Source organism: Nocardioides renjunii (assembly GCF_034661175.1).
Lineage (GTDB): Bacteria > Actinomycetota > Actinomycetes > Propionibacteriales > Nocardioidaceae > Nocardioides > Nocardioides renjunii.
Window position 1 is genome coordinate 40246 of record NZ_CP141058.1, and the last position, 20480, is coordinate 60725.

The following is a 20480-nucleotide window of genomic DNA, read 5'->3' on the forward strand; positions in this document are numbered from 1 at the left end:
CCTGACGCTAGGCCCCCGGTGTTGCCCGGAGCACAGGTCGCGGCGGCATCGCGGCGGGAATTGCGCAGCTATGTCCTGTCGGAACTGGGACCGCGCGCCTACCGCTGCCCGCCGTCGACATGATCACATATGGCCATGCAGATGCAACCCCCCGTGTCGACGCCATCCAACATCATCGAGAAGGCCTCGATGGCCAGGCTGACTTTTGGAAGGTTGACGGAGGCATGGAAAGGCGAGGCCACCGACTTCACGCCTCTGCTTGCTGCACAGCTCGACGCGCTCGGTGATGCGATCGGCGTCGACTTGACCTCACTCGGCGAGTCAGAGGTGCCGACCACTGGGGGGCGGCGTATCGACATCGTTGCGCAAGACGACGGCGGATCAGAGTTTGTCGTTGAGAACCAGTACGGGCGTGCTGATCATGACCACCTGACGCGAGGATTGGCATATGCGGTGGCTAGGGAAGCGAGGGGACTAGTCGTCGTCGCTGAGCAGCACCGGGACGAGTTTCGCGCCGTCGCGCAGTACCTGAACGACCTCGCTGAACATTCTCCCGAGCGCGGAATAGCTGTTTGGCTCGTGGAGGCAAGGGCGGTCCGCATCGAGGAGAGCAAGTGGGCACCACTTTTCACCGCGGTGGTGCAGCCGAACAGGTTCACCGCGACGGTCGAGCAGGCGAAGCAACTTGAGACGACGGTCAAGACTCTTGACGAGTTCCTGTCGCAGGTCGGTGACGACCCGCTCAGAGACGCGTTAACCATCCTCGAGACCCAGTGGACAGCGGCGGGTCACCGGCGCAGGTTTGGCTCAAACCACATGGTGCTCATGGCGAAGGGTCCGTCGGTGAACGGTCTGCGCACAGTGGTTGCGGTCTTCAACGACGGAGCTGTCATGGTTCCCTTCGGTTCGTATGCGGGACAGAACAGTGGCATCGCCGTAGACGCACTGACTACCGATTCATTCCGCACCGGCGCCAACGGGCTCTTCCACTTTGCTGGCACGGAAAAGCAGGCACGGACCAGCGCGGGATGGCTAACCCCCGAGAACGTCGGCGCGCTCCTGGGGTTCGCGCAAGAGGTGTCCACCGCGTACGAGCAGGCGCTACAAGAGACCAGTTAGTGGATCGACCGCACGCACTCCTTCCACACGCCGAGTCATCGTCGGTGTCGTGACGTTCAGGCTGGCGGAAAGACCCCTGCTTTACGCATCGGTGACAGAGCGAGGCTGACTCCACTCCGACTCTCCCACGCCGCTGTCAGGACTGTCCTACTCGATATACGGCTCATAGGTGACACAGGCGAGATCGGGTGTCGTCAGGTACTTCCACTCGCGTCTAACCGCGTCCACCTGGGAGCGCTCAGCATCAACTCTGAGGTGATACAGGTGTGGGTGGTGACAGCCGGCGACAAGCAGGTCGGCTGCCGCAACCACATTCGGCAGAGCGACTAACTCGACGGTCGCGGCGGAGCGGGTCACCGCGCGGTAGGAATCCGCCCGACGGTTCACTATGCGCTCGCGTTCCGCGTTGTAGTTGTCGATCTCCTCGGCGTCCCAGCCGTCCGCATCGTCGAGACGGCGTTCCTTTGCCAGGAGTAGGCGATGATCGTGCTCGGCGTCCGCGACCTCTGTGCACGCGGCGAGAAGGTCTGAGTACGCCACGCGCTTGTCCTGAATCCCAACTTGTCCTTGCGGGCGTCCCGACCACGCATGTGAGACATCGACAAGTCACTTGGCCAACAACCCGACCGAGATGCCGGCGATGGCGCGCGACCCATACCTGCCGAGGCCTCGGGTCGGGTTTGAAGCCGAACTGCGTAGCGGGGAGGTCTCGTACCTCATCGCTGCTTTCCGACTATGGACACCTCGTCGACGGCGTTGCTGATCTCCGCACTCTCGCTTGCGCTCGCCGGCATGTCGCTAGGCTGGCAGATCCTCCAATGGCTCTTGTCCGCGGGACGAGCCAAGGCGACGCTGTTGCACGGCACTATGCAGGGGACCGCCAGCTATTCCGGACCGGTAAAGGACGGCAAGCTGCATGACCTGTCTAGCTTGCGCAGCCAAGGGTTCGGTGGTGAGGAGGTCGTTGGGATCCGCGTCGTCAACCACGGCCGGGCGCCTGTCACCATCGGTCGCGTCGTAGTGCATGCTCGAGGTGGGAGGGTGACGCTTAACCCGGTTGGAAACCTCATTGGCACCCCTCTTCCGCATGTGCTGCAGCCCGGCACCAATGAGAACTGGTACGTCGCGGCCTCCGATGCGATCCGTCTGGCCACGTCCAGTCGCGAGATCTTGAACGACTCAGTCAGTGGCATCTACATGACCGCCGAACTTGGCACGGGCAAAGTAGTCAAGACGCGCGAACTGCTGAGACTCTGACTTGCCGTCAACCCGCATAGCAACATAGGAGAGCCGACCACATCGGAGGCCGCAGTCCTAGCGCTGAGTCCTTGCCTATGCTTCGAATCACAAACGGTCAGCGGTCGCGCCTCTATTGTCGTGACTCCAGTGATGCCAGCGAAGGAGGTTCGGCCTTGACTGAACAGGACGCCGACTGTCCTAGCGCCGAGGCGAGCCAGCCGCCGGCACTCCTGCGTCTGAGCGAGGCGCCACCAGAGCTGTTGGGTTGTGTCTCTGACAACAGTGGTGGTCGCCTAGTGATCGTGACCGGCGCAGGCTCGTCGATGGACTGGCCGACAGGTCTGCGGTCGGGGGCCGAGTACTCAGAGATGGCATTCTCTGCTTTGGTGCAGGACCAACTCCTAGCGTCAGATAGTTGTGATCAGCCCCGCGACCTGTCGTTAGTAGCGGACGCCGTGTTCGATGCTTACGGATCCCAGAAGAATCTCACGGACCGGCTGCCTCGATCTGACTGGAGAAACGCTTCCCCGAACGAGGGCCACAGGATCGCCGCCGCCCTCTTGATTGACGGTCTTGTCCGAGCCATCGTCACGTTGAACTACGACATGGCGTTTCAGGCCGCCTTGTCAGAACTTGGGGCGCCTAGCCAGGTCACGATCGCCAAGGGGCCGGAAGATCACGCAAAACTCAGCGGCCGATCGTTGATTTACCTTCACCGGAGTGCCGAGTCCGATCCAGAGACCTGGGTTCTGCGCAAGGCGGACCTTGACGAGGGTTGGAGGGGCGGCTGGGAAGCGATGATCGCCGCTGGCGTTCTGTACGCTCCCGTCACCCTTTTCGCAGGCTTAGGCAGCCCTGCCGCGGTACTGACGGAAACCGTTGGCAACCTTGCCGGTCTGGGATCGAAGTACTACCTCGCCGACCCATACGGGGGTGGGGCGTTTGAGCAGGCCCTATCGGGGCAACTCACGGCAGCCCTGCAGTTGGGCTGGGTGGAGCTCATGCGTGCGCTTTCCGTGCGCGCCGCCACCGCGCAGGCGAAGCAACTGGAACTTGACTGTAGGGATCGGGCCAAGGCCCTTGGCCTCGAGCACGATCATGTTGAGAAGGTCTGCGAGATTCTAGGCGAGATCGGCATCGTCTACCTAGGCCGATTGCGGTCGGCCTGGCTCCTACACAGCAAGCAATTCTCCCCTCGTCAAGATGGCCCACAATCAGCGCACCTCGCCGACCTAGCCCTGGCTCTCAATGCTGCGATGCTGACACTCGAAGCGGACCTCGAGATCACGGAGGATGGCGGCCTCTGCGAGCTTGTGATCCGCGATAGTGGTCGTACGGTCTCCGCCCAATGCGTCCACGGCATGGGTCTCCACACGTGGTCAGCAATGCTTGCTCGGCTAGAGATGCGCACGACGCGCCGGCTCGGCTCGGGTAGAGCGCGGGTCGTTATTGCCGCAGGAGTGGTGGAGGAGTCGCGTGCCCTACCTGACGACCTCGTCGAGGGGAGCCCCACCTCAGACGACCTGGTGCGCGGTCCAGAAGCGGTGGTTCTCTGGAAGGCATCCGAACTCACTTCAAAGACGCTGAACCGGGATGCGTTGCTTGGGCGGTTGGTGTCGTGACTAATCAATCACCAGATGACGCCGCTGTCATCCTGAGCCGCGAGATCCGATCGTTTCTCGAGTCCTCTGGTTCGCACCCTGTAGCGCGAGGCCGAACTGGGGATGGACCGTTACACGGGATCTTTGAAGATGCTCTGACTGTCGTCGGGTATGTCGTTTACCAAACCGTAGGCGAGCTGCTGAGTTCTTGGATGGACGCCCAAGATCAAATGGCGACGGTGATCAGTCGTTCCGACTTCGATCTTGGCGCGAAGGCGTGGGACGGGTATCTGATCTTGGCGACTCCGGAAGGCGCGACATCCGACCAGTCCGTTGAACTGACCGCGATCAGGTCGAACACCCGTCGCCTACGCAAACTGCTAGTCCTAGGAGAAGACGTCCAGCTCATTGGGCAAAGAAGTCTGGCAACCGGGGTTGCTCGTTCCTTGGCAGCGCTTGCTCCCTTGGAGTTGCCGTTGGGCACGGGGATGGCCGATCCACTGGCAGGTCTCGGGTCCAGAGTTCAGGTCCCCGGGTTGAGTGCTGGTGACATAGACGCGGTGGTCAGTGCGTACCGGGAGAGTCGGCCGCTGATCCAGGTCCTACATGAGCGAACCAGCGGACACGAGGGCACATGAAGTTCCGAAGAGCCACCATCTCCGGCTTTGCCGGCGTCGCGAGGTCTGTGACCGTCGACCTCGATGCCCAAGTTGTCGTCCTGCTCGGCTCCAACGGGTTCGGGAAGAGCACAATTTGCGATGCGCTTGCGTGGGCTCTGACCGGTGCTCACCCTCGTGGCGCCGATCCGCGGAGTTGGTACGGGTCCGGAGAGACCTTCGTCGAGTTGGAGGTTCTGACTTCGGCATCGGAAGCAGCGACGGTCCGGCGCATCGTTTCGAACCCTGGCGAAGAGTCGTTGAAGCGTTTAAAGACTTCCGTCATCGTTCGGCGGGAGCGAGAGCAACTTCGTGGGATCGAGGCTGACCGGTGGCTGTCAAGTTGGTTGCAGAATGCGACAGGGGGTGCAGATTTCGACAGCGAGCTGGAGGACAAGGCGATTACGGGGCAGACGGACTCGTTCTACTTGCAGCAAGACAGTCTGCGTGCCTTTCTCGCCACCCGCTCCGATGACGAACGATTCGCGGCACTATCTCAGATGGTGGGCGCACGAGCGCTCAGCGATCTTGTAGCTGCATTCGATTCAGCAAACCGGGCATGGACGAAATCTGTGGCGCAGGAAAGTTCGGACGTCGATCGCCTGCGGGCGGCCGTCGATGCCGTCGGAGCTGAGATCAGTGCCACCGAGCGACGGCTTGAGAACGCCCGGGCGCTCGGATTCAGCACATTCGAAGCGTGGACCAGCCGGGTTCTCAGCCATCTAGCGGCGTTCGGTCTGGACGAGTCGACCGGCGTAGCTTCGTCCCCGGCCGAGCTCGCTTCGTTGCTCGAACGAAGTATCGCTGCCCAAGGCGCCATGCGTCGCGACCTGGACCGCCTGAAGGAGCAGGTGCGCACCATTCAGTCCCGTCTGGCGAGTCCACCCCAGCGCGAGTCGGTCAGCGAGTCTGACGTGTTGGCCTTAGAACGAAACCTCCAAGGACTGGAGACAGTGCGACTGCAGGCGACAGCCACGGTCGAGGAGGCCAGGCAGCAGCTCCAAGCAGCGCAAACACGTGTTGAGGAACTCCGGGCATTAGCCGAGCTGGCACTTCGGCACGTTTCCGACAAGTGCCCGACCTGCGGCCAAGATGTAGACCCAGACGAACTAATCGCTCGATTGAGTGAGTCCATTGGTGGTGGTACCGCGATCGGTTTGGCTGGAGAGGGCGAGCGTCTGGCCCAAGCAAATCAAGCGCGCGATGCCGTGCTCACAGCGATTCGTGCCGCAACCACAGAGCTTGAAGAAGCAAGGGCTGCGAGGGATGCACAGCGGCGCGCCGACCTGGCGAGGGCGACTGACACTGAGGCGTTGGCCAGGCTCCGAAATGAGGTAGGACGGATTGTCCACAACGCCCTGCCGGCTAATTCTCAGGAAACGCAGCCGGTCCCCGACGATGCGGTGCTCGCAATTGATGGGTGGATTGCAGCGGCGAGCGAAATGCTAAACGAGTTCCGCACTCTGGAGCCCGCCCTCGCTCTGACATCGACCGAGGACCGGATGGCGTCCCTCGTGGAGGAGGAGTCGCGGCGGCGGGCCGAGTACGCCCGCGCGCGCCAAGGAGTAGAGGCCCGCCAGCGGACCCAAGCGCTTGCCGAATCGCTTCTCCGTGGCCTGAGAAAAGATTCAGAGAATTTTTTGAATGAACGACTTCGCGCGATTCAGCCCATTCTTGATCAGTTGTATGCCGCAATAGACCCGCACCCCACGCTCAGGGGAATGTCGCTCGAAACAAGAAGCTGGTATGGCAAGAACCGCCTTTCGCCTGTACTGGTCGACTCCGCCGCCGATGTAAGAGTGGACGACCCTGGTCGCACTCTTTCGACATCGCAAGCCAACGCGCTTGCCGTAACGTTGTTCCTGGCCTTCAACCTCGGACTCCAACCCACTCGCGTAACTTCGGTTATTCTCGACGACCCCCTTCAAAATCTCGACGACGTCCACCTGCTTGGGCTGGTCGACCTCCTTCGTCGGGTCCAGTCTCACCGCCAGATCATCGTCACGACTCACGATGCGACCTTTGCCGACCTTCTGGCGCGCAAGATGCGCCCAACGGATGCGGGAGAGCGGCTAAACCTCATCCGGCTGGAGGCATGGGACCGAGAGGGGCCGCGGATCATCAACGAGCAAGTGCAGGTTGATCCCAGGCCGATCAAGCTCGCAGTCAGCTAGATACCCCATCCGGTCGCCGATCCCGGCGCTATGTCATTCTGGCGCAAGGACTCATCAAGGTCGGCCACCGGAGGTCTCCGTTGGAACTGACGGTCGGCTCTCGCGCCAGGCGTCGTAAGTCGCTCCGATCTTCTCCGCGAGCGACCTGTCGCGGTCGAGAGTGGCGTGCTGGTATATCGCCATCGCGGCCTGTGATGCGTGGCCGGCACGCGCCTGGAGCTCGGCGGCCGTGGCGCCGTGCTGACCGGCGAGGGTCAGAGCGGTGTGGCGCAGATGGTGGATCGTGAGGTCGGCACGCCCCGCCGCCTCGCGTGCCGGGCGATAGCGGTCCATCAGATAGCGCACGCTCATGTGGTCGGTGCGGTCGCCCGGGAACAGTAGGCCGGTCGGGCCACGCTCCGCGTACTCAGTCAGGTGCTCCTGAAGCATCGGGAGGAACGGCGGCGGTACGTGCACCGTGCGTACGCTGCTGATCGTCTTGGGCGCGCTGATGGCCCGACCACAGTTCGGGCAGGCGCCTCTCGCTCCGGCAATGACGTCCTTGTCAATCTTGCGGGCGACATGGATCCACCCAGACCTGTGGTCGACATCGGAGCGCCGAAGCTCCAGCAGCTCGCCCTGGCGTAGGCCGACGAACGCGGCGAGGACGATGAGGAGCTTCAACCGATCGGGCATCTCCTCGATGATCGTCGCGATCTCGTCCAGGGTCGCCGGGACGGCGACCCGCCTCACCGGAGCAGATCCGGCGCCGCGGATCTTCGGTGGCGCCCGGTCGATCAGCTCCTCCTCCTCAGCGGCTTGGAGCATCGCTCTGAGCAGGCGGTAGGCGGCGGCGTTCGCGGCTTCGGCGTCCGGGTCGAGCGAGGCTCGCCACTGCTTGATCTCCGTGAGGCTGACGTCGATCAGTGGCATCTCCTCGAAGTAGGGGAGGATGCGCGTGTTGAGGAGCTGCCGGTAGGTCCTGATCGTGTTGGGCCTCAGCCCCCGATCGACCAAGTACCGCTCGGCGAACCCGGCGACGGTGTTGTAGGCCGCTTCGCGACGGCGTTGCTCTTGAGCGACCTGCCTCGCCCTCGGTGGGATCCACTCCTCACGATCGACCAGCGTCCGCTCGGCGGCGAGCCACGCCTCGGCGTCCATCTTCGTAGTGAAGGTGCGCGAGTGGCGCGTGCCGTCGCCCATCGCGTACCGAGCCCGGTAGGTCACCACCCCGGTGGCGCTGCGCCGCCGCTCCACCTCGCCGAACCCTCGTCGCCGTGCCATCTCGGTACCCTAACCCCATAACGCAGTAGCGGGGGACCATTCTGTGGGGGACTGGTGGGGGTAGGAACGTCCGCTAGAGGGTCTATCTGTCCCCCACAGTCTCGCGTTTCCGCAGGTCAGCGAGTCTAACCCCCTACTTAAACCGAATTTGCAAGCAGGGGGTTAGGGGTTCGAGTCCCCTAGGCTCCACCACCGATCCCCGTCCCACCTCGCGCAGCGACAGCACCACAACCCCGTTGCCCTAGGCTGGCCGCAGGACCGGATCGAGAGGACTGACGAGTGGGCCGCGCGTCTGGCAGGGCCGTCACCATCTCCGCGATCGCCGCGGAGGCGGGCGTCTCGGTGCCCACCGTCTCGCGCGTGCTGAACGGCCGCTCGGACGTCGCGCCCGGCACCCGCGAGCGGGTCGAACAGCTGCTGCGGCACCACGAGTATCGCCGGCCGTCGCGACGCCAGGGGCATGCGTGCCTGGTCGACCTGGTCTTCGACGACCTGGACAGTCCGTGGGCGCTCGAGATCGTGCGCGGGGTCGAAGAGGTGGCGCACGCCGCGGGGGCGGGCACCGTGGTCTCCGCCATCCACAGCCGCGCCTCCGACCGACGGCAGTGGCTCGACAACCTCCGCGTCCGGGCCACCGACGCCGTCATCCTCGTGCTGACCGACCTCGACGGCGAGCTCGGAGCCGAGCTGGAGCGCCTCGACGTGCCGGCGGTGGCGATCGACCCGGCCGGCGTGCCGGCGCTCGACCTGCCCACGATCGGGGTGACCAATTGGAGCGGGGCCGTGTCGGCCACCGAGCACCTGATCGGGCTCGGCCACCGCCGGATCGCGCACATCAGCGGTCGACCCGGTCTGTGGTGTACCCGCAGCCGGCTCGACGGCTACCGCGCCGGGCTCAGTTCCGCCGGGCTACAGCCGGCGGCGGAGCTGGTGGTGGAGGGAGACTTCGGCTACGAGTCGGGATACCGCGCCGGGGTGCACCTCCTCGGCCTCGCCGAGCCTCCTACGGCCGTCTTCGCCGCCAACGACCAGATGGCCATGGGCGTCTACGAGGCCCTGCGCCGCAGCGGCCGGCGCGTCCCCGACGACGTGAGCGTCGTCGGCTTCGACGACCTGCCCAGCTCCCGCTGGGCCTCGCCGCCGATGACCACCGTGCGCCAGCCGCTCACGGAGCTCGGCCGGATGGCCAGCCAGATGGCGCTGCGCATGGTCGGCGGCGAGTCCATCGAGGGTCCGCGCGTCGAGCTGGCCACCGAGCTCGTGGTCCGAGAGAGCACCGCCGCGCGCTGAGCGACCGGCTCTCCCACCCCGTCGACCCTTGACGGCGGTGGTGCCCCGTGCTGCACTGACGTTGTTTCCGAAATGTTTCCGAAACACTTTCGGAGCATGATCTCGGGGCGCCGGCTGGGCCTGCCGCCTCATCGACCGACCGGCTGTGGAGGACAGGACATGAGACGACGAGTGAGGCGTACGACGGCGCTGTGGGTGATGGCGGCAGCACTGGCCGTCACCGCTGCGGTAGCCCCGTCGACGGGGGCCACGGCGGCACCCGTGGTGAGCAGCGAGGACTTCGAGGACGGCAGCTTCGACCCGTGGACGGTCAGCGGCGGGCCGACCGTCTCGGTGGTCGACACCGGCGCCGGCCGGGTGCTGCAGGTGGCCGGTCGTGCCAACGACTACGACGGCATCCAGTCGCCGGGCCTCCTGCGGCCCGGGGGGACGTACACCCTGACGATGCGCGCCCGGCTCGCACCGGGGACCACCGGCTCCGCCGACATCCGGTTCGTCGTGAAGCCGAGCTACACCTGGGTGGGCAACACCACCGTCACCGGCGACGCGTGGAGCACCGTGAGCGGCACGTTCACCGTCCCGCGCGACGCTGACCCCGCCGGCCTCTCGGTCTACCTCGGCTCGGGGGCGCTGTCCGGCAGCTCCGCGCCGTACGCCTACCAGGTCGACGACCTCGTCATCGAGGGCGGCACCGGCGACACGTGGACCCCGACCCCGGACCCCGCGTTCGTCCCCGGAGGAGCGCTCGCACCGACCAGCGAGCCCCTCGCCGCGGCGCGCGGACTGGGCAACACGGCCGCCCTGACGTTCGACGACGGTCCCAACCCCGGTGAGACCGAGGACCTGCTCGACGTCCTGGAGGCGCAGGGCGTGAAGGCGACGTTCTGCGTCATCGGCCAGAACGTCCAGGCCCCGGGCGGTGCGGCGATCCTGCGCCGGATCGTGGCCGAGGGCCACACGCTCTGCAACCACTCCACGTCCTACGCCGACATGGGGCAGTGGACGCAGACGCAGGTCGAGGCCGACCTCAAGGCCAACCTCGCGATCATCCGCGAGGCCGTCGGCGACCCACGGTTGCCCGTGCCCTACTTCCGCGCTCCCAACGGCAGCTGGGGCCAGACCGGCGCCGTGGCGGCGGCGCTCGGCATGCAGCCCCTCGGGCTGGGCAACGTCATCTTCGACTGGGACGGCAACGACCAGTCGGTCGCGACCCTGACGGCGCGCCTGCGCGAGGCGGTCCAGCGCGGGGCGGTCGTCCTCGCGCACGACGGTGGGGGAGTGCGCGACAACACCGTCGCCGCCGTCCGGACCGTCCTGGCCGAGAAGGTCGCGCAGCGGTGGACCTTCACCCTGCCGCAGGGCGGGCAGCTCTCCCCGGTGCAGCAGGACATCCCGGGTCTCAAGGACGTGCTGGGGCGTCGCGGCATCGAGCACGTGGGCGTCGCGGTGGACCAGCGGGAGACGACCGGCCGGTCCGCCGAGCTGCTCCTGCGCCACTTCAACGCGATGACGCCCGAGAACGCCGGCAAGCCGGAGAGCGTCCAGCCCGTCGAGGGCCAGTTCAGCTGGCAGGGCCTCGACCAGCTGCTCGACTTCGCTGACGCGAACGGCGTCGAGGTCTACGGGCACGTGCTGGTGTGGCACTCGCAGACGCCGGCCTGGTTCTTCAAGGACGGCACCCGCGACCTCACCAGCAGCCGGGCCGACCAGGCGCTGCTGCGCAGCCGGATGAGGGCCCACATCAAGGCCATCGCCGACCACATCGACGCCCGCTACCCCGACGGCGACAGCCCCATCTGGGCGATGGACGTGGTCAACGAGGTGATCGCGGACGGCGACAACGCCAACCCGCACGACATGCGGGACAGCCGCTGGTTCCAGGTCCTCGGCGAGGGCTTCGTGGACGAGGCCTTCCGGCTGGCCGACCGCTACTTCCCCGACACCAAGCTCTTCATCAACGACTACAACACCGAGATGCCGGAGAAGCGAGCGGACTACCTCTCGCTGATCAAGGCACTGCAGCGTCGGCACGTGCCCATCGACGGCGTCGGGCACCAGGCGCACGTCGACGTCGCGCGTCCGGTGCAGTGGCTCGAGGACTCCATCACGGCCGTACGCCGGCTGGACCCGCGCCTGCTGCAGGCCATCACCGAGCTCGACGTCAACCTGTCGAAGCAGAACACCGGGGCGGACGTCAGCTCGGGGGAGACGCCGGAGTACGAGCGTGCCTTCGCCGATGACGACGACGCCGTCATCGAGCTGGGCTACTACTACCGCGACCTGTTCGCGATGCTCGGGCGGCAGTCGAGGTCCATCGACTCGGTGACGTTCTGGGGCATCAGCAACGCGCGCACGTGGCTGCGTACGTGGCCCCTGCCCCGGCCGTGGGAGAACCCGCTGCCCTTCGACGACGACCTGCAGGCCGCCCCGGCCTACTGGGGGATCGTCGACCCGTCCCGGCTGCCCACGCGACCCGCCGACGTGCTGGCGCCCCGGATCGCGGACACGCCCACGGTGCGCGTCACGGTCCGCGGCCGCGACCGGGCGGTCAAGGTCCGCTACGCCGAGCCGTCAGCGATCGACACCGTCGACGGTCCCCGTCGGGTGACCTGCAGTCCGGCGTCGGGCTCGCGGTTCCCCGTGGGCACCACCACGGTGACCTGCACCGCCCGCGACTCCTCGGGCAACACCCGCACCAGCACCTTCGACGTGGTGGTCACCCGCCGCGGCCGCTGAGGGACTCACGACGACGGGGGCGGGCACCGGACGGGTGTCCGCCCCCGTCGTGCTGTCGAGTCTGGTAGGACTTGTCCGCCTGATCGGCGACCCTCGGACGAGACGGAGCACCCCATGGACCCCGCGCGCGTGCTGGTCATGGGCGCGAGCGGCTCCGGCACCACGACGCTGGCCCGCGCGCTCGCCGGCCGTTGGGCCGTCCCGCACGCCGACGCCGACGACTACTTCTGGGTGCCCACCGACCCGCCGTACGTCGACAAGCGGCCGGAGGCCGAGCGCATCCGTCTGATGCAGGAGGTGTTCCTGCCCCGCCCGGCGTGGGTGCTGTCGGGGTCGATCATGGGCTGGGGTGAGCAGGTGGTGCCGCTCCTGGACGCGGTCGTCTTCTGCTCGCTGGCCCCCGACGTGCGCCTCCAGCGGCTGGGGGACCGCGAGGCGGTGCGCTACGGCGACCGCATCGAGCCGGGCGGTGACCTGGCGGAGTCCCACGCTGAGTTCATCGCATGGGCGGCCGGCTACGAGGACCCGGCCTTCGACGGCCGGAGTCGGGCGGTGCACGAGGAGTGGCTGACCGGGCTCGCCTGCCCGGTGCTGCGGGTCGACACCGGGCGACCGGTCGAGGAGCTCGTGCAGGAGATCGCGGAAGATCCGAGTCACCGGGTGGCTCAGAACTTCCGCGATGATCGCTGACGGCGAGAAATGCGCGGATCAGGCCGCGAAACCTGTCGTACCCGCGCCGTCCCGTTCGTGGTAGGGGTGAGAGGCCGCCCAGCAGGGGTGGCCGCAACCGCTGGAGATGACTGCCATGCACTACCTCCTTTCCGTGGTCGACGACACCGCCAACCCCGGCCCCGCCGACGAGCCGGGCGCCGTCGACCGTTTCAACGACCAGCTCAAGCAGGACGGCTACTGGGTCTTCGCCGGTGGCCTGCAGACGCTGGACACGGCCACCGTCGTCGACGCCCGCTCCGGCGACACCACCGTCACGGACGGCCCGTTCGCCGAGACCAAGGAGTACCTCGCCGGCTTCTGGGTGATCGAGGCGCCCGACCTCGACGTCGCGCTCACCCTCGCCGAGGGCGGGTCCCGGGCCTGCCGCCGCAAGATCGAGGTCCGTCCCTTCGACGGCATCGCCTGAGCCTGCGTCCGTGAGCGGTCTCGACGAGGTCGTGGCCCGGGTCCACCGCGACGAGTGGGCCCGGGTCGTGGCCACGATCGCCCGCCGCTTCGGTGACCTCGACGTCGCCGAGGACGCCACCGCCGAGGCCTTCGCCACCGCCGTCGAGCGGTGGCGCGACGACGGCCTACCCCCCAACCCGGGCGCGTGGCTGACCACCACCGCCGGCCGCAAGGCGCTCGACCGCGTACGACGCGAGAGCCGGCGCGACGAGAAGCAGAGGCAGGCGCTCATGCTCGGTGACCAGCTCTCCGGACCTCCCGAGCCGACCGGCGCCGTCGGCGACGAGCGGCTGCGGTTGGTGTTCACCTGTGCCCATCCCGCGCTCGCCATGGAGTCGCGCGTCGCGCTCACGCTGCGGATGGTCGGCGGCCTGACCGTCGCCGAGATCGCCCGCGCGTTCCTGGTCCAGGAGACGGCGATGGCGCAGCGGATCACCCGCGCCAAGGCCAAGATCAGGGCCGCCGGCATCCCCTGGCGGGTGCCGGAGGCCGACGACCTGCCGACGCGCGTCGCCGGCGTGCTGGCCGTGCTCTACCTCGTCTTCAACGAGGGCTACCTCGCCACGAGCGCCGACGCCGACCCGGTGCGGGCCGACCTCACCGCCGAGGCCGTACGCCTGACCCGCCTGGTGCGCGAGCTCCTGCCCGACGACGGCGAGGTCGCCGGCCTGCTGGCGCTGATGCTGCTCATCGAGGCCAGGCGCGGGGCGCGGGTCTCCCCCCACGGCGAGCTGGTCACCCTCGACCAGCAGGACCGCGGCGCGTGGGACCGCGACCTCGTCGCCGAGGGGCACGCCCTCGTGCGCGAGCGGCTCGCGTCGGGCCGCCCGCCCGGCCGCTACCAGCTGCTGGCCGCCATCAACGCGGTGCACACCGACGCCCGCGACGCGCGCGACACCGACTGGTCGCAGGTCGTCGCGCTCTACGACCAGCTCGTCCGCCTCGACCCCTCGCCGGTGGTGGCGCTCAACCGAGCGGTGGCGGTCGGCGAGCTCGACGGTCCGCACGTCGCGCTCGCGCAGGTCGACGCGCTCGCCGGGTCGCTGGACGGCTACCACGCGTTCCACGCCGCCCGGGCCGACCTGCTGCGCCGGCTGGGCCGCAGCGCCGACGCGCGGGCGGCGTACGACCGCGCGATCGACCTCGCCGGCAACAGCGCCGAGTCGGCGTACCTGCGTCGCCGGCGCGACGAGCTCGGCACCGCCGAGGGCGACGCCTGAGCCACATCCCGACCCGGGGCGCGAGCCGCTCCCACCGGTCGCGGGCCGTTGGGCGGCGTACGGGACAATCGAGGCCGTGACCGCCTCCCGCCGACCCGGCCTGCTGACCGACCTCGGCGCCGCGGCCCTCGCGCTGGTGCTGGTCGCGATCGCCACGATGCTGGGGACGTGGCAGTACGACGCGTGGCAGGCGCACCGCGACGCCGAGGCCCGCGACCTGACCGGGATCACCCCCGTGCCGCTGACCGACGTGATGGGCAGCGACGACCGCTTCCCCGCGCCCGACCTCGGCCGGCCGGTCGAGGTCGCCGGTGAGTGGCTCGACGGGGGCTTCTGGGTCGACGACCGCGAGCTCGACGGAGAGGCGGGCTACTGGGCGGTGGCCCCGCTGCAGGTCGACGACTCCGCCGTGCTCGTCGTACGCGGCTGGGCGGCGGAGCCCGACCCGGCACTGCTGGAGGCGACCGGCGACGCCGACCTGACCGGCTGGCTGCAGGCGCCCGACGGCAGCCTGGTCACGGACGCGGACCCCTCCGACGACGTCTTCCCCGAGATCCGCGTGGCCGACGCGGTGCAGCGCGTGGACGTCGACCTCTACTCCGCCTACCTCGTCGCCCAGGAGCCGGCGGAGGGACTCAGTCCCGCCGAGCTCGAGGCCCTGCCCAGCCCGAGCCGCTTCACCGGGATCCGCAACCTGCTCTACGCGCTCGAGTGGTGGGTCTTCGGCGCGTTCGCGGCCTTCATCTGGTGGCGCTGGCGGCGCGACGCGACGGCTCCGGAGGTCGCCGAGGCGCTCGACACCACCGAGGTCGGGCAACCGACCCCCCGATAGGTTGAGCGCCGTGTCCCGCACCCTCACCGCCTACCGCGTCATGGCCACGATCGTCGGGGTCCTGCTCGTGGTGCTCTGCCTGATCGGCGTCCCGCTGGCCAACTTCGACGGCTCCCCGATGTGGGGCGTCTTCGACAGCACGCCCATGTGGGTCACGCCCGGGTCGGACCTCAACGAGCTCGGCGACGCCATCACGACCTACCTCGGCGTCGCCCACGGCTGGCTCTACATGATCTTCCTGTTCTGCGCCTTCCTGCTCTCGCGCCGAGCCGGCTGGGACCTGCCGTTCACCCTCGTGACGCTGGTCTGCGGCACCATCCCGGTCCTGTCGTTCTGGGCGGAGCACCGCGCCACCCAGCGCGTGCGCGCCGAGCACCCGCAGACCGCGTAGCCGCCGCGCCCCCGCCCTCACTAGGGTCGGGCCATGACCACAGCGTTCGTGCTCGGCGGAGGCGGCGTGCTGGGCGCGGTCGAGGTCGGCATGCTGCGCGCGCTGCTCGAGCGCGACATCGTCCCGGACCTGGTGCTGGGCACGAGCGTGGGTGCGCTCAACGGCGCCCTGGTGGCGCGCCAGCCCGAGCTCCCGGTGGTCGACCGGCTCACCGAGCTCTGGGCCGAGACGGCGCAGGGCGGCGACGTGTACGGCGACCGGCCGCTGCGCACGGTGCGCCGGGCCGTCACGACCGGCACCCACATCTACTCCTCCGCCCCGCTCCGGCGTCGCCTCGAGGAGGAGCTCGGCGAGACCCGCTTCGAGGACCTGCCGGTGCGGTTCGAGGTGTGCGCGGCCAGCATCGAGCGCGCGGCCGAGCACTGGTTCACCAGCGGCCCGGTCGTGCCGGCGATCCTCGCCAGCGCCGCCGTACCCGGCCTGCTCCCGCCCGCCGAGGTGGACGGCGAGCACTTCCTCGACGGCGGCCTGGTCAACTCCATCCCCGTCGGTCGCGCGGTCGAGCTCGGCGCGACGCGCGTGTTCGTGCTGCAGGTGGGTCGCATCGACCGGCCGCTCAAGCCGCCGACGAAGCCGTGGGAGGTGGCGCGGGTGAGCTTCGAGGTGGCCCGCCGGCACCGCTTCACCCGCGACATGGCGACGATCCCCGACGGTGTGGAGGCGCACGTCCTGCCTGCCGCCGGTACGTCGTCGCGCGACGACTCGCTGTGGGCGCACCGCGACTTCGCCGGCGTGCAGGCCCGGATCGACGCGACGTACGCCGCCTCGCGCAGCCACCTCGACGAGGCCCTCGGTCCCCGCCCGGACCGCCGTCCGTGAGCCGTCGCGCGGTCTGGGCCGTCCGCCGGCTCCTCGTCGCCCCGGCGGTCATCGGGCTGACGGTGCTGCTCTGGGTGACCATGCCCGCGTGGCTGCTGGTCGCGGCCGCGTTGTCGCCGGTGCTGCCCGGGCGGTGGCGCGCGCTGCGGCTGCTGTGGCTGGTGCTGCTCTACGCCACGATGGAGACGCTGCTGCTCGTCGTGCTGCTCGGGCTCTGGCTCGCCAGCGGCTTCGGCTGGCGGATCCGGTCGCCGTACTTCGCCGGGATCCACTACGACCTGGTGCAGGGGACGCTGATCGTGTTCTTCCGGGAGGCCCGCCGGGTGCTCGCCCTCCGGATCCGCACGGACGGCCCCCACCCGCCGCGGGTGCCGGACGGGCCGGTGCTGGTGATGTGCCGCCACGCCGGGCCGGGCGACTCGTTCACGCTGATGTACGCGCTGCTGCACTGGTACCACCGCGAGCCGCGGGTCGTCCTCAAGAACACCCTCGCCTGGGACCCGGCGATCGACGTCATCCTCAACCGGATCCCGGCGCGCTTCATCTCGCCGAACCCGGTCGCCGGAGAGGACCTCGAGTCGCAGATCGCCACCCTCGCGTCGGGGCTCGACGACAACGACGCCTTCGTGATCTTCCCCGAGGGCGGCAACTTCACCCCGGCCCGCCGAGACCGGGGGATCGCCCGGCTCCGCAGGCTCGGCCTCGAGCGGATGGCGGTCCGCGCCGAGGAGATGACCCACGTCCTGGCACCACGGCCCGGCGGGGTGCTTGCGGCCCTCGAGGCGGCGCCGGAGGCCGACGTGCTGATGGTGGCGCACACGGGGCTCGACCACCTGCTCACGGTCGGCGACCTGTGGCGCGAGCTGCCGATGGACAAGCAGCTCACCATGCGCTGGTGGCAGGTGCCGCGCGCGGAGATCCCCGAGGACCGCGAGGCGCGGATCGAGTGGCTCTACGGCTGGTGGGAGCGGATCGACGACTGGGTCGAGGAGCACCGGCCGGTCGACCTCGCCCGCTGAGCGGTGCGACTCCTCCCGGAACGACCGCGGGCGGTGTCCCAGCCACGTCCCGAGGATCAGGAGCGTGGGTGGCACACCGCCCGGGGCGGGGCAAGCCGGACTACGTGTGGCGCGGCACGTCCTCGATGTCGATGATCTCCGCGGGGGCGTCGGGCGTGGTGGCGTCGTGCGCCTCCTCGGCCGAGTCGCTGATCGCCTCGCCGGGGGCGCCGCCGCCGACGTCCACCGACGCGGGGGGCTCCGCGGTGACGACGTCGTCCGCGGTGACCTCCCCGATCGGGTCGGTGAGGGGGTCGCCCACGGGGTCGGCCAGGGCGGTCGTCGCCGGGGTCACCGGGGTCACCGGGGTCACCGGCGCGGCCGCCGCGGCGGCCGTCGAGGTCGTCGAGGTCGACGAGGTCGAGGACGCGGGCGGTGCCGGGGGGACGTAGGTCGACTGCCAGTTGGCCTCCGCGTCCTGCTTGCCGCGCAGCTTGCTGAAGATCACGCCGCCGATGGCCAGCAGGCCGCCGAGGAGCAGCAGCTTCTTGAGCTTGCCGCCGCCCTGCGGCTCGGGCTCGATGCCGCGCAGCTCGTTGACCTTGGCGGTCGCGAGGTCGCGGCCCTCGGCGGCACGGGCCGCGGCGACGGCGGCGGCCAGGGACGCGGTCTCGGCGGCACGGGCGCGCGCCTCCTCGAGCAGCGGCGCTGCCTTCTCGCGGGCCTCCGCGGCGCGCTCGGCGGCGATCGCGGCTCCGGCGGCCGCCTTCTCGGCAGCGACGGTGCGACCCTCGGCGAGCAACGGCTGGGCCTTGTCACGCGCGTCGGCGATGGCGGGCCCGGCCTTGTCGACGGCCTGCTCCCACGCCTGCTCCAGCTGGGGGATGACGGACTCGGTGACGGTCTCCGAGAGCTGCTCGACGTAGTCGTGGGCGCGGTCCATGAGGGACTTCTTGCGGCCGAAAGGCATGCGTGACCTCCTCTGTCTGTGTCCGTCCATCTCACCATGCCCTCCCTGACGCGGCCAGCCCCGTCCGGGTGTGCGAGACGCGCGGCACGTGGGTGGCCGGGCGGGCAGGGCGCCGCGCGTGGGCCCAGGCGTGGGCTGCCGGTCCGGGCTGCGTGGGTCGGGCGTGGGACCCGCGTGGCAGGATCGGGTCGCACGCACGACAACGAGACGTCACACGTACCCACAGCTGAGAGGCACTCCCATGGCCGACCCCCAGGCGACCTTCACGACCAACCGGGGCGACATCGTCGTCAACCTGTTCCCGAACCACGCTCCCGAGACCGTCGACAACTTCGTCGGCCTCGCCGAGGGCACCAAGGACTACCGCGACGACGCCGGGCGCACCGGGGAGAAGTACTACGACGGCCTCGGCTTCCACCGGGTCATCGAGGGCTTCATGATCCAGGGCGGCTGCCCGCTCGGCACCGGCACCGGCGGCCCGGGCTACACGTTCAAGGACGAGATCCACCCCGAGCTCGTCTTCGACAAGCCCTACCTGCTCGCCATGGCCAACGCCGGCCCCGGCACCAACGGCTCGCAGTTCTTCATCACCCTCGGCGCCACCCCGTGGCTCAACGGTAAGCACACCATCTTCGGCGAGGTGGCCGACCAGGCCAGCCGCGACGTCGTCGACGCGATCGGCAGCACCAAGACGGGCGCGATGGACCGCCCGGTGGAGTCGGTCGTCATCGAGACGCTCGCGATCAAGCGCTGACGTCGACCTCACCACGTTCCTGATCACCCTGCCGAGCTCCACCTCCTGATGACCCAGCCGTCCGACGGCCCGGCCGCGACCGGGGTGCCCACCTGCTACCGGCACCCCGGTCGCGAGACCTGGATCCGCTGCCAGCGCTGCGACCGGCCGATCTGCCCCGACTGCATGCGCGACGCCGCCGTGGGCTTCCAGTGCCCCGACTGCGTCAAGGAGGCCGCCAAGGGCTCGCGCCAGAACCGCGCGCTCTACGGCGGCGAGCGCAGCGCCGACCCGCGCCTGACGTCGTACGTCCTCATCGCGATCAACGCGCTGGTCTGGCTGGCGATCACGGCGACCGGCGGCAGCGGCTCGCGGCTGACCGCGCTGCTGGCGCTCAGCCCGCGCGGCCGGTGCGAGCTCACGGACGGGTCGGGTCGCTACTACCCCTCCGTCGGCGATGCGGAGCTGTGCTCCACCCTGCCGATCACCGGCTGGCAGTCCGGCGTCTCCGACGGCGCCTGGTGGCAGATGGTCACCAGCATGTTCACCCACGTGGACGTGTGGCACATCGCGCTCAACATGATGGCGCTCTACATCCTCGGCCCGGCGCTGGAGCGGATCATGGGACGGGCGCGCTTCCTGCTCGTCTACCTCGTCGGGGGACTGGCCGGCAGCGTCATGGTGCTCTGGCTCTCCGACCCGACCGGCTACACCCTCGGCGCCTCGGGAGCGATCTACGCCCTGCTGGGCGGCCTGCTCGTGACGTTCCGCAAGGCCCGCCTCGACACCTCGTGGCTCATGCAGAACCTCGCCCTCGGTGTCGTGATCACCGTCGTCGGATGGCGCTACATCTCCTGGCAGGGTCACCTCGGCGGGCTGCTCGGCGGGATGGCGGTCGCGGCGATCATCGCGTACGCCCCGAAGGCCCACCGCTCGCTGTTCCAGTGGGGCGGCACCGCACTGCTGACGGTCGTGCTGCTCGCGCTTGCCGTCGTACGCGTGGGCGCGCTGGGCTGAGGGTCGGCGGCCCGCCGCTCACCTCTGGCGGGCTGCGTCATACGGACCGGCACGCATGCGTACGCCTTCGTCTGGCGCTGAGGGAGCACCCGGGGGTCAGGGCCCACTGTTCCCACAGGTGTGCACACACCTGTGGACAACTACACCGGTGTAATTCCTCCACAGGAGTTCTCCACAGTGTGG

General features: G+C 68.9%; 18 protein-coding genes. 15 read left to right on the forward strand and 3 right to left on the reverse strand.

What is annotated here, in order from left to right:
* Window positions 1-129: 129 nt before the first annotated feature.
* Window positions 130-1119: a hypothetical protein gene (locus SHK17_RS00140; RefSeq protein ID WP_322920657.1), complete on the forward strand. Its 990-nt coding sequence runs from the start codon at window positions 130-132 to the stop codon at window positions 1117-1119.
* Window positions 1120-1266: 147 nt separating this feature from the next.
* Here the strand turns inward: SHK17_RS00140 and SHK17_RS00145 are convergent, their stop codons facing one another.
* Window positions 1267-1659, reverse strand: a complete 393-nt coding sequence (locus SHK17_RS00145; RefSeq protein WP_322920658.1) for a hypothetical protein — start codon at window positions 1657-1659, stop codon at window positions 1267-1269.
* Window positions 1660-1854: 195 nt separating this feature from the next.
* Between SHK17_RS00145 and SHK17_RS00150 the strand changes: the two genes are divergently transcribed.
* The 3 genes from SHK17_RS00150 to SHK17_RS00160 all read left to right on the forward strand — a co-directional run bounded on the left by SHK17_RS00150 (window position 1855) and on the right by SHK17_RS00160 (window position 6789).
* Window positions 1855-2376 carry a hypothetical protein gene (locus SHK17_RS00150; protein WP_322920659.1) on the forward strand — a complete coding sequence of 174 codons (522 nt, stop codon included), beginning with the start codon at window positions 1855-1857 and terminating at the stop codon, window positions 2374-2376.
* Between the two features lie 155 nt (window positions 2377-2531).
* Window positions 2532-3980 (forward strand): SIR2 family protein, encoded by a 1449-nt coding sequence (locus SHK17_RS00155; protein ID WP_322920660.1) that lies wholly within the window; start codon window positions 2532-2534, stop codon window positions 3978-3980.
* A gap of 613 nt (window positions 3981-4593) precedes the next feature.
* The gene (locus SHK17_RS00160; protein ID WP_322920661.1) at window positions 4594-6789 is read left to right on the forward strand and encodes an AAA family ATPase; all 2196 of its coding nucleotides are present in this window, start codon (window positions 4594-4596) and stop codon (window positions 6787-6789) included.
* A gap of 54 nt (window positions 6790-6843) precedes the next feature.
* Here SHK17_RS00160 and SHK17_RS00165 read toward each other — a convergent pair whose 3' ends face one another.
* A complete protein-coding gene (locus SHK17_RS00165; RefSeq protein ID WP_322920662.1) occupies window positions 6844-8052 on the reverse strand; it encodes a tyrosine-type recombinase/integrase in 1209 nt (402 codons plus the stop codon).
* A gap of 279 nt (window positions 8053-8331) precedes the next feature.
* On the opposite strand from SHK17_RS00165, the gene SHK17_RS00170 reads away from it, so the two are divergent.
* The 9 genes from SHK17_RS00170 (at window position 8332) to SHK17_RS00210 (ending at window position 17598) form a co-directional block, all read left to right on the forward strand.
* Window positions 8332-9342, forward strand: coding sequence for a LacI family DNA-binding transcriptional regulator (locus SHK17_RS00170; protein WP_322920663.1), 1011 nt, complete (start codon window positions 8332-8334; stop codon window positions 9340-9342).
* A 159-nt stretch (window positions 9343-9501) separates the two neighbouring features.
* Complete coding sequence (locus SHK17_RS00175) at window positions 9502-12078, forward strand: endo-1,4-beta-xylanase (protein ID WP_322920664.1); 2577 nt, start codon at window positions 9502-9504, stop codon at window positions 12076-12078.
* Window positions 12079-12192: 114 nt separating this feature from the next.
* Window positions 12193-12768 carry an ATP-binding protein gene (locus tag SHK17_RS00180; protein WP_322920666.1) on the forward strand — a complete coding sequence of 192 codons (576 nt, stop codon included), beginning with the start codon at window positions 12193-12195 and terminating at the stop codon, window positions 12766-12768.
* A 115-nt stretch (window positions 12769-12883) separates the two neighbouring features.
* Window positions 12884-13216, forward strand: a complete 333-nt coding sequence (locus tag SHK17_RS00185) for a YciI family protein (protein WP_322920667.1) — start codon at window positions 12884-12886, stop codon at window positions 13214-13216.
* A 10-nt stretch (window positions 13217-13226) separates the two neighbouring features.
* Window positions 13227-14477 (forward strand): RNA polymerase sigma factor, encoded by a 1251-nt coding sequence (locus SHK17_RS00190; RefSeq protein ID WP_322920668.1) that lies wholly within the window; start codon window positions 13227-13229, stop codon window positions 14475-14477.
* Between the two features lie 76 nt (window positions 14478-14553).
* Entirely contained in the window at window positions 14554-15309 is a 756-nt protein-coding gene (locus tag SHK17_RS00195) for an SURF1 family protein (RefSeq protein WP_322920670.1), read from the forward strand.
* A gap of 10 nt (window positions 15310-15319) precedes the next feature.
* Complete coding sequence (locus SHK17_RS00200) at window positions 15320-15700, forward strand: DUF3817 domain-containing protein (RefSeq protein WP_216652079.1); 381 nt, start codon at window positions 15320-15322, stop codon at window positions 15698-15700.
* A gap of 33 nt (window positions 15701-15733) precedes the next feature.
* Window positions 15734-16579 carry a patatin-like phospholipase family protein gene (locus SHK17_RS00205; protein ID WP_322920672.1) on the forward strand — a complete coding sequence of 282 codons (846 nt, stop codon included), beginning with the start codon at window positions 15734-15736 and terminating at the stop codon, window positions 16577-16579.
* Complete coding sequence (locus tag SHK17_RS00210) at window positions 16576-17598, forward strand: 1-acyl-sn-glycerol-3-phosphate acyltransferase (protein ID WP_322920673.1); 1023 nt, start codon at window positions 16576-16578, stop codon at window positions 17596-17598. The genes SHK17_RS00205 and SHK17_RS00210 overlap by 4 nt, the downstream gene beginning before the upstream one ends.
* A gap of 100 nt (window positions 17599-17698) precedes the next feature.
* On the opposite strand, the gene SHK17_RS00215 is transcribed toward SHK17_RS00210, so the two are convergent.
* Entirely contained in the window at window positions 17699-18547 is an 849-nt protein-coding gene (locus SHK17_RS00215; RefSeq protein ID WP_322920674.1) for a hypothetical protein, read from the reverse strand.
* A gap of 241 nt (window positions 18548-18788) precedes the next feature.
* Here SHK17_RS00215 and SHK17_RS00220 point away from each other — a divergent pair, with 241 nt between their 5' ends.
* Both SHK17_RS00220 and SHK17_RS00225 read left to right on the forward strand, forming a co-directional pair.
* Entirely contained in the window at window positions 18789-19301 is a 513-nt protein-coding gene (locus SHK17_RS00220; RefSeq protein WP_322920675.1) for a peptidylprolyl isomerase, read from the forward strand.
* A 48-nt stretch (window positions 19302-19349) separates the two neighbouring features.
* Window positions 19350-20297, forward strand: a complete 948-nt coding sequence (locus SHK17_RS00225; RefSeq protein WP_172268400.1) for a rhomboid family intramembrane serine protease — start codon at window positions 19350-19352, stop codon at window positions 20295-20297.
* Window positions 20298-20480: the final 183 nt, after the last annotated feature.

Bases quoted from the DNA above. Each gene is read 5' to 3' on its own strand.
- SHK17_RS00140 (WP_322920657.1), top strand. From the start codon at position 130: ATGGCCATGCAGATGCAACCCCCCGTGTCGACGCCATCCAACATCATC.
- SHK17_RS00150 (WP_322920659.1), top strand. From the start codon at position 1,855: ATGGACACCTCGTCGACGGCGTTGCTGATCTCCGCACTCTCGCTTGCG.
- SHK17_RS00160 (WP_322920661.1), top strand. From the start codon at position 4,594: ATGAAGTTCCGAAGAGCCACCATCTCCGGCTTTGCCGGCGTCGCGAGG.
- SHK17_RS00165 (WP_322920662.1), bottom strand. From the start codon at position 8,052: ATGGCACGGCGACGAGGGTTCGGCGAGGTGGAGCGGCGGCGCAGCGCC.
- SHK17_RS00175 (WP_322920664.1), top strand. From the start codon at position 9,502: ATGAGACGACGAGTGAGGCGTACGACGGCGCTGTGGGTGATGGCGGCA.
- SHK17_RS00180 (WP_322920666.1), top strand. From the start codon at position 12,193: ATGGACCCCGCGCGCGTGCTGGTCATGGGCGCGAGCGGCTCCGGCACC.
- SHK17_RS00185 (WP_322920667.1), top strand. From the start codon at position 12,884: ATGCACTACCTCCTTTCCGTGGTCGACGACACCGCCAACCCCGGCCCC.
- SHK17_RS00205 (WP_322920672.1), top strand. From the start codon at position 15,734: ATGACCACAGCGTTCGTGCTCGGCGGAGGCGGCGTGCTGGGCGCGGTC.
- SHK17_RS00215 (WP_322920674.1), bottom strand. From the start codon at position 18,547: ATGCCTTTCGGCCGCAAGAAGTCCCTCATGGACCGCGCCCACGACTAC.
- SHK17_RS00220 (WP_322920675.1), top strand. From the start codon at position 18,789: ATGGCCGACCCCCAGGCGACCTTCACGACCAACCGGGGCGACATCGTC.
- SHK17_RS00225 (WP_172268400.1), top strand. From the start codon at position 19,350: ATGACCCAGCCGTCCGACGGCCCGGCCGCGACCGGGGTGCCCACCTGC.